11 protein-coding genes are annotated in these 11,473 nt (G+C 66.9%); 10 read left to right on the top strand and 1 reads right to left on the bottom strand.

Translation table 11 applies throughout. The features are described from left to right. The 3 genes from ACSQ3O_RS13415 to msrA all read left to right on the top strand — a co-directional run bounded on the left by ACSQ3O_RS13415 (position 1) and on the right by msrA (position 3,053). Positions 1 to 1,413 carry an FAD-dependent oxidoreductase gene (locus tag ACSQ3O_RS13415; RefSeq protein ID WP_436139234.1) on the top strand — a complete coding sequence of 471 codons (1,413 nt, stop codon included), beginning with the start codon at positions 1 to 3 and terminating at the stop codon, positions 1,411 to 1,413. 4 nt (positions 1,414 to 1,417) lie between these two features. Continuing rightward, on the top strand, positions 1,418 to 2,281 hold the full coding sequence (locus ACSQ3O_RS13410; RefSeq protein ID WP_436139233.1) for an isocitrate lyase/PEP mutase family protein: 864 nt from the start codon (positions 1,418 to 1,420) through the stop codon (positions 2,279 to 2,281). A gap of 229 nt (positions 2,282 to 2,510) precedes the next feature. Next, the gene (gene msrA / locus ACSQ3O_RS13405) at positions 2,511 to 3,053 is read left to right on the top strand and encodes a peptide-methionine (S)-S-oxide reductase MsrA (RefSeq protein WP_436139232.1); all 543 of its coding nucleotides are present in this window, start codon (positions 2,511 to 2,513) and stop codon (positions 3,051 to 3,053) included. Between the two features lie 59 nt (positions 3,054 to 3,112). On the opposite strand, the gene ACSQ3O_RS13400 is transcribed toward msrA, so the two are convergent. Then, the gene (locus tag ACSQ3O_RS13400) at positions 3,113 to 4,642 is read right to left on the bottom strand and encodes a methyl-accepting chemotaxis protein (RefSeq protein WP_436141124.1); all 1,530 of its coding nucleotides are present in this window, start codon (positions 4,640 to 4,642) and stop codon (positions 3,113 to 3,115) included. 392 nt (positions 4,643 to 5,034) lie between these two features. Between ACSQ3O_RS13400 and ACSQ3O_RS13395 the strand changes: the two genes are divergently transcribed. The 7 genes from ACSQ3O_RS13395 (at position 5,035) to ACSQ3O_RS13365 (ending at position 11,291) form a co-directional block, all read left to right on the top strand. After that, entirely contained in the window at positions 5,035 to 5,460 is a 426-nt protein-coding gene (locus tag ACSQ3O_RS13395) for a Fur family transcriptional regulator (protein WP_436141123.1), read from the top strand. Further along, positions 5,457 to 6,140, top strand: coding sequence for an ABC transporter ATP-binding protein (locus tag ACSQ3O_RS13390; RefSeq protein WP_436139231.1), 684 nt, complete (start codon positions 5,457 to 5,459; stop codon positions 6,138 to 6,140). Before ACSQ3O_RS13395 ends, ACSQ3O_RS13390 begins: the two co-directional genes overlap by 4 nt. Beyond that, positions 6,137 to 7,372, top strand: coding sequence for an FtsX-like permease family protein (locus tag ACSQ3O_RS13385; protein ID WP_436139230.1), 1,236 nt, complete (start codon positions 6,137 to 6,139; stop codon positions 7,370 to 7,372). The genes ACSQ3O_RS13390 and ACSQ3O_RS13385 overlap by 4 nt, the downstream gene beginning before the upstream one ends. Positions 7,373 to 7,436: 64 nt before the next feature. Then, positions 7,437 to 7,688 (top strand): hypothetical protein, encoded by a 252-nt coding sequence (locus ACSQ3O_RS13380; protein ID WP_436139229.1) that lies wholly within the window; start codon positions 7,437 to 7,439, stop codon positions 7,686 to 7,688. Between the two features lie 52 nt (positions 7,689 to 7,740). Continuing rightward, positions 7,741 to 8,430: a DUF3299 domain-containing protein gene (locus ACSQ3O_RS13375; protein WP_249367875.1), complete on the top strand. Its 690-nt coding sequence runs from the start codon at positions 7,741 to 7,743 to the stop codon at positions 8,428 to 8,430. Positions 8,431 to 8,466: 36 nt separating this feature from the next. Beyond that, positions 8,467 to 8,916 (top strand): hypothetical protein, encoded by a 450-nt coding sequence (locus tag ACSQ3O_RS13370; protein ID WP_436139228.1) that lies wholly within the window; start codon positions 8,467 to 8,469, stop codon positions 8,914 to 8,916. A gap of 332 nt (positions 8,917 to 9,248) precedes the next feature. Then, positions 9,249 to 11,291 (top strand): TonB-dependent receptor domain-containing protein, encoded by a 2,043-nt coding sequence (locus ACSQ3O_RS13365; protein ID WP_436141122.1) that lies wholly within the window; start codon positions 9,249 to 9,251, stop codon positions 11,289 to 11,291. Positions 11,292 to 11,473 lie beyond the last annotated feature (182 nt).

Below are 11,473 nucleotides of genomic sequence, written 5' to 3'. Positions count from 1 at the left end.
ATGAGCACACCCCGCATCTGCCATGCCGAGCACCTGCCCGGCACCCTGGCGCAGGACGCCCATGTGCCGGTGCTCATCGTGGGTGGCGGTGCCTGTGGCCTCACGGCGGCGCTGATGCTGCACGACGCCGGTGTGGACTGCGCCGTGCTGGAGCGCGACGCCACGCCGCTGGGCTCCTCGGCGCTGTCATCCGGCTTTATCCCCGCGCCCGGCACCCAGGCGCAGCGCGCGGCGGGCATCACCGACAGCCCGGAGCGTTTCGCTGCCGACATTAGCGCCAAGGCCAAGGGCAGGGCGGCGCCGCATTTGGTGGAGGCCTACGCCCAGGCCATTGGCCCGGCGCTGGATGCGCTGCAAGCGCGCCACGGCCTGCAGTGGCAGGTGCTCGATGGATTCTTGTACCCCGGCCACAGCGTGCGCCGCATGCACGCCACGCCCGAGAAGACCGGCGTGGGCCTGATGGGCCGCCTGGCCAACGCTGTGACTGCGGCGGACATTCCGCTCATCACCGAAGCCACCGTGCGCGAGCTGTGGGTCAATGCCCAGCAGCGCGTGATCGGCGTGGGCTACGAGCGGCCCGACGGCACGCTGGAGCACCTGGCCTGCGACGCACTCATCCTGGCCTGCAACGGCTTTGGCGGCAACCCGGCCATGGTGCGCGAGCTGCTGCCCGAGATGCGCGATGCGCTGTTCGCTGGCCACACCGGCAACGACGGCAGCGCCATCGCCTGGGGCCAAGAGTTGGGGGCGCGACTGGCCGACCTGGGCGGCTACCAGGGCCACGGCTCCTGGGCCATTCCGCAGGGCGCGCTGATCTCTTGGGCCCTGATGATGGAAGGCGGCATCCAGGTCAATGCGCTGGGCGAGCGCTTTCACGACGAGACACAGGGCTACTCCGAGGCCTCGGTGCATGTGCTGGCGCAGCCGGGCGGCGTGGCGTGGAACGTGTTCGACGCGCCCATCCTCGCACTGGCGCGTGGCTTTCCAGACTTTGTGGATGCCGAGGCGGCAGGTGCCGTCAAGCACTGCGACAGCGTGCAGGCGCTGGCGGCCACCATCGGCTGCGAAGAATCAAAATTGATAGCAAATCTGACAAGCATCACGGGGACTAGCGGCCAAAACGACCAAAATCGCCGTGAATTTGCCCGTCCATTGCAGGCACCGTTCTGCGCCGTCAAGGTGACGGGCGCGCTGTTCCACACCCAGGGCGGGCTCAACATCGACGCCCAGTGCCGCGTGCTCGGGCTGGACGGCCAGCCATTTCCCAATCTGCTGGCCGCAGGCGGTGCGGCCCGTGGCGTGTCGGGCGACGCGGTCTGGGGCTATCTCTCCGGCAACGGCCTGCTCAGCGCCGTGGCCGGTGGTTACATCGCTGCGCACACGGCGGCCGAACTGATCCGCCAGAAAGTCTGAAGACATGACCACCTCATCGTTGAAAGAACGCCTGCACGAACCCCGCGCCATCCTGGCCCCCGGCGTGTACGACGCCCTGAGCGCCTTGGTGGCGGAGCAGGCGGGCTTCGAGGCGCTGTACCTCTCGGGCGCCTCCATTGCCTACACGCGTCTGGGCCGCTCCGACGTGGGCCTGACCACCTACACCGAGGTGGAAGACACCCTGGCCCGCATCACCGAACGTGTGCGAAAGCCCGTCATCGTCGACGCCGACACCGGCTTTGGCAATGCGCTCAACACCCAGCGCACCGTGCGCGGCTTTGAGCGCGCGGGCGCGGCCATGATCCAGATTGAGGACCAGGGCTTTCCCAAACGCTGCGGGCACCTGGACGGCAAAACGGTGGTGCCTGTGGCCGAGATGCGCGGCAAGCTCAAGGCCGCGCTGGACGCGCGCCGCAGCGCCCACACGCTGATCCTGGCGCGCACCGACGCGCTGGCCGTGGAGGGCATCGACGCCGCCTTCGACCGCGCCGAGGCGTACCTGGAATGTGGCGTAGACGCACTTTTCATCGAGGCCCTGCGCACCCCTGAGCAAATGGACGCAGCCTGCCAGCGCTTTGCCCACCGCATCCCGCTGCTGGCCAACATGGTCGAAGGCGGCAAGACGCCGATCCAGAGCGCAGCCGAGCTGCAGCAGCGCGGCTTTCGTATCGTGATCTTCCCGGGCGGCACGGCCCGTGCGGTGGCGCACACGCTGCAGGGCTACTACGCCAGCCTGCACACGCACCAGACCACGGCGCCCTTCAAGGACCGGATGATGGACTTTGACGGCCTGAACGCGCTGATTGGCACGCCCGAGCTGATGGCGCAAGGCCGCAAGTACGAATAGCCCTCTGAGGGCTTACCAACCTGTTCTAAGAGCGGCTAACAAAACTCAGCGAAGCGGCCCTGGCTAGGCGTTTCGCCGCAGGCAGTACAACTAGTACGACAAGGCGAGACAACGACGCCAAGGGAGTTTTGTTAGCCGCTCTAAGGCCAATGCCCCCGCCCGCACTGCGGCGGGTGAGGGCGCGTACCATGCCGCCAACGTTCTTCCCCCGAACTGCATGGAGACCCACATGGCCCACAACCCACAAACCATCACCCTCGGCGGCGGCTGCTTCTGGTGCACCGAAGCCGTTTTTGACCGCGTGCGCGGCATCACCGACGTGGAAAGCGGTTACACCAACGGCCACACCGTCAACCCCACTTACGAGCAGATCTGTGAGGGCGACACCGGCCACGCCGAGGTGGTGCGTCTGACGTTCGATGCCGACGAGATCAGCCTGGAAGAGATTCTGGAAATCTTCTTCCACACCCACGACCCGACCACGCTCAACCGCCAGGGCAACGACGTGGGCACGCAGTACCGCAGCGGCATCTACTATGACAACCCCGAGCATGGCGAGATCGCCAATGCCATGATCCGCCAGATGTCGCAAGACAAGCTGTTTGGCGCGCCCATCACCACCGAGGTGAAGCCGCTGCAAAACTACAGCACGGCCGAGGCCTACCACCAGGACTACTTTGCCAAGCACCCCAACGCGGGCTACTGCGCGTTTGTGGTGGGGCCGAAGGTGGAGAAATTCGGAAAGACGTTTGCCCGCTACCTGAAGGGCTGAGAAACCAGGCGTCCTGCGCGGCCGCGCGGCCTGGGAGGGCCGCACAGGGCAGGGCGCGGTCAGCGCCCGTCGGTCAACGCCAGCGCGTGATGTGCGTTGTTCGTCTGGGGCACGGTAAACACCGCCACCGAAGCGAGCAACCCGGTGGCTTGCTGATTCAGGCTGCTGGCGGCGGCGGCCATCTCTTCGACCAAAGCGGCGTTTTGCTGGGTGGCGTGGTCGAGCTGGGTCACGGCGTCGCCCACCTGACTCACACCCTGGCTCTGCTCGTTGCTGGCGGCGCTGATTTCGCTCATCAGGTCCGTCACACGCTGGATCGACTGCACCACTTCGCCCATCGTGGCTCGGGCCTTATCTACCAGCCCGGTGCCGTGCTGCACCCGCTTGGAGCTTTCATCGATAAGGGTGCGTATCTCTTTGGACGCTCCGGCGCTGCGCTGCGCCAGCACCCGCACCTCCCCCGCTACCACCGCAAAGCCACGGCCCTGTTCACCGGCACGGGCGGCCTCCACGGCGGCGTTGAGTGCCAGGATGTTCGTCTGGAAGGCAATGCCATCAATCATCGCCACGATCTCTGCGATCTTGCGGCTGCTCTCGTCAATGCCCTTCATGGTGGATACCACTTCACCGACCACATCGCCACCCTGGTGCGCGATGCTGGAGGCGCTGGATGCCAGCTGGTTCGCTGCGCGGGCGTTGTCCGCGTTTTGGCGCACAGTAGAACTCAGCTGTTCCATGGATGCAGCGGTCTGCTGCAAGGCGCTGGCCTGGCTTTCGGTTCGGCCCGAAAGATCGTGGTTGCCCTGGGCGATTTCACTGGCGGCGTTGTTCACCGATTCGGCACCAGCCCGCACGGCCGTCACGGCCTCTGCGAGGCGGTCGCGCATCACGCGCAGTGAATAGGTGATGCTCTGCTCGTCGCCAGCGCGCACCGGTACGTGGGTGGTTAAAGCACCGGCGGCAATGCCATCGGCCACGGCCTTGAGCTGCTCGGGGTCGCTGCCGAGTTGGGTCGTTACCTTGCGCAGGTAGACCAGCATGGCCACCAACCCGGCAGTGACGATGCCAAACACCACCAGCAGGAGCTTGAGGTTCAGATCGGAGTACGACTTGACCGCAGCGATCACGTTATTCAACGATTTGCCCTGGCGCACTTTTTCTGCGCCCAGCAGATCCAGAAGGCGGTTGCGGGCGGGGATGGTTTTATCTACCAAGAAGGCGAAGGCATCTTCCTTCTTGCCAGCCACGATCAAGGCAATGTTTTCAGTGCCCAGGCGGCCAAATTCGCGCATCAGGTCGGGCAGGGGGGCGTAGGCGGCGCGGCCCTCGGCGTCTGTCATGCCCTTGCCAAAGCGCTCCATGTTTTCAATCAGGCGAACTTTCTTGGCCTCAATGTCGGCCAAGGTGTCTTTCAGCTCGCGTTCGTTGCGCGACAGGATGCCATGGCGCAGTTGCAGCGATACCCGGGTGACATCCAGCTCAATCGCCGCAATCAGCTGCAGCTGCGGCACGTTGTTGCTGTTGACATGCTCGGCATCGTCCGAGAGGCCGGTCATCATGGCCCAGCATCCTATGGCTGCCACCACCATGATCGCAATGAGCGATCCCGTGGCCAAAGTGAGCCGTTGCGCCAGACTTAGTCGACCAGACCGTGCTGCTGATTCAGTAGCTTGACTCATTGAAATCCTATTTATCAAATATGATATTAATGATTCATATGATTCTATTGGCAGTCTGTTAGTCGAGCAACACAGACTCCGCACCTTGGCAAAAATGCGCTGCATTTTCAATACAGAACGTAACACGTAGTGAACGTGTTTTTCCATCAGATGTCCAAATTCCCGTCGGGTCGTGTCTGTTGCGTCCATAATGCAACTTGATTGCGTTTCACAGTGGCCTCCCGTTCAGGTTGCCTTGCTTCACCTCTCCCATGGCCGATTTCTCAACGCCCTCCGCTCGGCCATGGCCCTTGCCGCCCGGCTTGCGCGCCACCCGGGCCACGCGCGCGCTGGCTGCGCTGTACCAGGCGCGGCCGGATGCCGCCTTGTCGGAGCCCGAGGTGGAGGCCGCTCTGGCCTCATTGGGTACGCGGGTCAACAAGGTCACCGTGTACCGCATGCTCGACCGCTTTGTCGTTGCTGGCCTGCTGCACAAACAGGTGGATGCCGCCCGTGTGTCCCGCTATGCCCGGGCGCTCGAGGGCGACGAAGCGGCCGCGCCCCGGTTTGAATGCGACGACTGCCACCGCCAGTTCCGCCTGTCGCAGTGTTCCGCCAAGGTGCAAAAAGCCCTCCAGCAGGTGCTGCAGGCGCTGGCCACCGCAGGGCATGAGAGTCTGGCGGTGGATGTTGCCGTGCACGGACGCTGTGCCGACTGCGCGCACCCTGCCGAGGGCGCAGCCGCATGATCCGCACCCGGGGGCTTTCCTACACCTATGCCACGGGCGGTGCGGCGCCGCTGCGCTTCCCCGATGTGGACCTGCGCCAGGGCGGCACGCTGCTGCTGCGCGGGCGCTCGGGCACCGGCAAATCCACCTGGCTGGCGCTGATGGCGGGGCTGCGCGGTGCCAGCGGGGGGGACCTGTTTGTGGCTGGGACCCAGTTGGGCACGCAACGCGGGGCCGAGATTGATGCCTGGCGTGCCCGCACCATTGGCTTTTTGCCGCAAAAGCTGTACCTCAGCAGTGCACTCACCGTGGCGGACAACCTGGCGCTGGCTTACTTTGCGGCCGGGCTGCCGCGCGACGATGCGGCCATCCACCGCGCACTCAACCAAGTGGGGGTGGCCGAGCTGGCAGCCCGCAAGCCGCACCAGCTTTCGGGCGGGCAGGCACAGCGCGTGGCCCTGGCACGGGCCGTGCTGCTGGCGCCGCAAGTGCTGCTGGCCGATGAGCCCACGGCCAGCCTGGACGACGAGGCCGCTGCGGATGCGCTGGCGTTGCTGCAGCAGAGTGCTGCGGCCTGCGATGCCAGCCTGGTGATCGCCACCCACGACCAGCGTGTGGTGCAGGCGCTGGCCGGTGCGCAGACGCTGGATTTGAATGAAATAGCGGCCCTCCGCGCAACAGACGGGCGCGAGCAGCTATGAAAAACATAGTAAAACTGGCCCGCCTGTCCTGGCGCTACCTCTGGTCCCGCCCGCTGGCGGCCGTGCTCAACCTGCTGGTGCTCACGCTGGGCCTGGCGGCCATCACGCTGGTGCTGCTGGTGGCCACGCAGCTCGACAAGGCGTTTGAGCGCGACCTGAGCGGCATCGACCTGGTGGTGGGCGCCAAGGGCAGCCCGCTGCAGCTCATCCTGTCGGGTGTGTTCCACATCGACGTGCCGACGGGCAACATCCCGCTGCAGGAGGTGTTGGCGCTGCAGAAGAACCCGCTGGTGGCGCAGGTCATCCCGCTGAGCCTGGGCGACAGCTACCAGGGCTTTCGCATTGTGGGCACCACGCCGGACTACCTCACGCACTACGAGGCCACGCTGGCCGAAGGCGCACCGTGGCAACAACCCATGGACGCGGTGCTGGGCGCCAACGTGGCGCGGGGCATTGTCAAAGCCAGCCATGCCGATGCGCCCCTGGTGGGCGCCACCTTTGTCGGCAGCCACGGCCTGGGTGGGGGAGGGCACGCCCATGGCGACCACCCCTACCGCGTGAGCGGCGTGCTCGCGCCCTGCGGCTGCGTGCTGGACCGGCTGATTCTGACCAGCACCGAATCGGTCTGGATGGTGCACGAGACCGCCACGGCCAACGATGCCGAGGACCTAGAAATCATGAAGCAGGAGCGCGAGGTGACCGTGGCCCTGGTGCGCTACCGCACGCCGATGGCTGCCATCTCGCTGCCGCGCCAGGTGAACAGCGGCACGTCTATGCAGGCAGCGGCACCCGCGATTGAGGTCACGCGCCTGCTGCGCCTGCTGGGCGTGGGCGCCGATGTGCTGCGCGCTTTTGGTGGCGTGCTGCTGGCGGTGGCAGCGCTCAGCGTTTTCATCGCGCTGTGGAATGCTGTGCGCGAGCGCCGCGCTGACCTGGCCATGCTGCGCATGCTGGGCGCGCCACCGGGCCGCGTGGCCGGGCTGGTGCTGTGGGAGGCGCTGTGGCTGGCCGCGCTGGCGTCCCTGCTGGGCCTGCAGCTGGGCCATGCGCTCACCCATGGCCTGGGCTGGGCGTTGCAGGCACAGGGGTTGCTACCCGTCACCGGCTGGATCTGGCTGCCTGCCGAGGCGGGCGTGCCACTTCTGGCGGCGGGCGTGGCAGCACTGGCGGCACTGCTGCCCGCGATGCAGGCCTACCGCACCGACGTGGCGGATTTGTTAAGTCAGCCCTGATGCCGCCCCCGCGCCCAACCCTTCATCCAACCTCCATCCATCACCCCAACCTGAAAGTCTTTCCATGAAAAAGCTCCTTACCGCTCTCGCCCTGGTCCCCACGCTCCTCGCCGGTGCCCTGGCCCACGCCCAAGCGCACAGCGACAAGGAAACCAAGGCCGATGTCGAGCGCCACCGCGCCATGGCCGCTGCACACGAGGCCGCAGCCAAATGCCTGGAGTCGGGCAAGGGCCATGACCAGTGCCAGAAAGACCTGCAGGCCGCCTGCAAGAACCTGGCTATCGGAAAATACTGCGGCATGAAGCACGCGCACTGATTTGCGGCTTAGCCACTCTCCACGTCAGACCCCACCAACAGGTTCTCCCGCCATGGCCATCTTCCCGCCCCACCGCCTGAACGTTGCCTCTCGGGCACACGCCGCCCGCCGGGCTCGCGCCGCGCGCCACATGGTGGCAGCAGCCGCGCTGATGGGCTGCGCCGGGGCCGTGTGGGCCCAGGCGCCCAGCCAGCCCCCGGCCACCAAGCCCGAGCCCGGCGCGTTCGAGCGCGCCACGGGCCGGACCGCCGCAGCGCCCGGTGCCACCAGCCCAGCCCCCGTGCTCTCGTCGCCCATGCCCGCCGGGGCGGCTGCGGGCATCCCGTCGGGGACCGGGGCGGGGTACCACAACCCCAACAGCCCCATCGCACCGCTGCCCCAGCGCAACGACGTGGTGCCGTGGTCGGTGCTGACCGACCTGACCCGCAAGACCACCAAGGACGGCATCGTGCCCGTGTTCAACGAGGCGCAAAAAGGCATGGACAAGAGCGTGCAGCGCATCCAGGGTTTCATGATGCCGCTGGACGCCAAAGCCACGCAGACGCACTTCTTGCTTACCTCCGTGCCCATGACCTGCTCGTTCTGCCTGCCCGGCGGGCCCGAAAGCATGGTCGAGGTCAAGGCCAAGACCCCCGTGCGTTATTCGATGGAGCCCGTGGTGGTGGAGGGCCGCTTCACCGTGCTCACCAACGACCAGTACGGCCTGTATTACCGCGTGGTCGATGCCGTGCAGGTGAAGTGACCCGGGCACCGACCTGGCTCCGCCCGTAACCCACCCATGACGCGCCACCGCTTCGGTCTGCTCAAGCACCGGCTGCCCGCCTCGCCGCGCGGCGCAGGGCAGGGCGCGCCTGCGCGCTGGTGGGCGCAGCTCGCCCTGGCATGGCTGGTGCTGGCCCTGGTCGCGGCGCCCAGCCTGGGGCGCCTGCACCAGGTGGTGCATGGCGATGCGCTGGACCGGGTGCAGGCCTATGGCCACGCACACAGTCACACCAAAGCCACGGCGGGCGCTGAGCACAGCCACGGGCTGATCGCACAGCTGGTGGCAGGCCACGCCCCTGCCGATTGTTTGTTGCTCGACCAGCTCGCGCTGGGCGACGCATTGCACAGCGCCCCCCTGGCGCTGCCCGAGGCCACGCCCACGCTGGCGCAGCCGCATCCCCCCGCCGGGCGCACCACGCTCCCGCACACCGCGCTGTTCCTGGCGCGGGGCCCGCCAGCGGCCTGAGCCCGACCGCCAGCGCTTGCCGTTTGTGGCGCCGCCCCACCCGTTGCGGGTCGGGTCACGCCGCGCAGGCCTCTTGGCACTCCAAAACTCCTGATTTCATAGCTAGAAGCGCAATACCAACGCGCGCAGAAGGCTATTTTTATTCCTATTTTCACGCCCGCAAGGCGGGAAGCTGTTCGTCCGTCCGCCTGCGCACACCCGGCTCGCCTGGTGGGGCGCAGCGCATGCCTGTCTTGCAAGCCTTGACCACCATGACCTCCATCTCTTTTGCCCACCCCGTAATGCCCCAACGCCGCCGCCCCACCACCCTGCACCCCGTGGCCCTGGCCGCCATGCTGGCGCTGTCGGGCGCGGGCCCCATCGCCCAGGCGCAGACCACGGCCCTGGCTGCGGCCGAAGCCACGCCCAGTCTGCCGCCCGTCACCGTCTCTGCCAGCGGCCTGCAACTGGGCACCAGCGACATGACCACGCCCGCCACCGTGCTCGAAGGCGACGAACTCGTGCGCCGCCGCGAGGCCACGCTGGGCGAAACGCTCAACAGCGAGCCAGGCATCACCAGCAGCCACTTTGGCGCGGGCGCCAGCCGCCCCATCATTCGCGGCATGGACGGCCCGCGCGTCAAGGTGCTGAGCGACGGCGCCGAGCTGCACGACGCCTCCACCATCAGCCCCGACCACGCCGTGGTGTCCGAGCCGCTGCTGGCCACCCAGATCGAGGTGCTGCGCGGCCCTTCAGCCCTGATCTATGGCAACGGCGCCGTGGGCGGCGTGGTCAACGTGCTGGATGGCAAGGTGCCCACCGCCGTCCCGGCCAAGGGGCTGGAGGGCAGCGCAGAGCTGCGCGCCAACAGCGGCGCACGCGAAGGCGCCGGGGCCTTCTCGCTCACCGGCGGCACCGGCAACCTGGCCGTGCATGTGGAAGGCGTGGCGCGCGATGCGGGCGACTACCGCGTGGGCAAAGGCTGGGCGCCCGAGGGCGAAGCCACGCGCAAGGTGCTTGGCAGCTTCAACCGCACCAACACCGGCAGCGTGGGCCTGTCGTGGGTGGGCGACCGGGGCTACCTGGGTGCGGCCTACACCCGCCAGGCCGCCAAATACGGCCTGCCGGGCCACAACCACAGCTTTGAGGGCTGCCACACCCACGGCAACCAGCTGCACTGCGGCGCCCACGAAGGGGAAGAAGACGGCCACGACCATGACCATGGCGCAGGACATGGCGACGTCCCGGTGGTCGATCTGCGCAGCGAACGCTTTGACATCCGGGGCGAGCTGCGCAACCCGTTTGCGGGCTTCTCGGCCCTGCGGCTGCGCGCGGGGGTGACGGACTACGTGCACGACGAGGTGGAAGACGGCGCCGTCAGCACCACCTTCAAGAACAAGGCTTACGACACACGCATCGAGCTGCAGCACGAGCCCATCGCCGGGTTCAAGGGCGTGATCGGCCTGCAGACCTCGCAGCGCAAATTCAGCGCCGAAGGCGAAGAGGCCTACGTGCAACCCACCGTCACCCGCCGCACGGGCCTGTTTGCGCTGGAGGAATACCGCCTGGGCGACTGGCGCTTTGAAGCCGCCCTGCGCCACGACCGCCAGACCGCCCGCGCCGAAACCAGCGACATCGAACGCAGCCACAACGGCACGTCCGCGTCGCTGGGCGCGGTCTGGAAGTTCACCCCCGGCTACCAGCTGGGCGCCTCCTTCACCCGCGCCAGCCGTGCCCCCTCGGCCGAAGAGCTGTACGCACGCGGCCTGCACATGGCCACCAGCACGTACGAGCGCGGCGATGCCAGCCTGCGTTCTGAAACCTCGCAGAACTTCGACCTCAGCCTGAAAAAGACGGCGGGCGACACCACCTTTGGCGTGAGCGTGTTCCGCAACCGCATCAACAACTACATCTATGGACGCACGCTCGATGCGCTGGATGGGCTGCAACTGCTGCAGTACAGCCAGGCCGACGCCACCTTCACCGGCATCGAAGGCCAGGTGCGCCAGCGCCTGAACCGCAACCTGGGCATCACCCTGTTCGGCGACACCGTGCGCGCCAGGATCGACGGCGCTGGCAACCTGCCACGCATCCCCGCCACCCGTGCCGGCCTGCGCCTGGACGGCAACTGGAACGCCTGGGAAGGCCAGGTGGAATGGGTGCAGGTGGCTCGCCAGAACCGCATCGCCGCCTTCGAAACCGCAACCCCCGGCTACGGCATGCTGAATGTGGGTCTGGCCTACAACGGCCAGTTCAGCGGCGGCACGCCCTGGCAGGTGTACTTGAAGGGCACCAACCTGACAGACCGTCTGGCCTACGCCCACACCTCGTTCATCAAGAACGCGGCGCCGCTGATGGGTCGCAACCTGACGGTGGGGGTGAAGGTGGCGTTCTGACGGGCGATGCCGTCGTGCTGTGAGCGAGCCAGCAGCGGGGGAGGGCGTTGCTGGCTTGCACGCATTCACTGCACAAAACCACCGAGACCAAGGATGGCTGAGATGCATGCCATACTAGCTTTTAGATGGTTGATTTTTCGATCCGTCAAGGCGATGCAGCCTCAGTCCCCGTGATGGCGCGC

It is taken from the genome of Acidovorax sp. LjRoot74 (assembly GCF_964254355.1).
Taxonomy (GTDB): Bacteria; Pseudomonadota; Gammaproteobacteria; order Burkholderiales; family Burkholderiaceae_C; genus Acidovorax.
The sequence above is the reverse complement of the archived record's forward strand: the minus strand, read 5'-3'. Positions and strand labels throughout refer to the sequence as shown.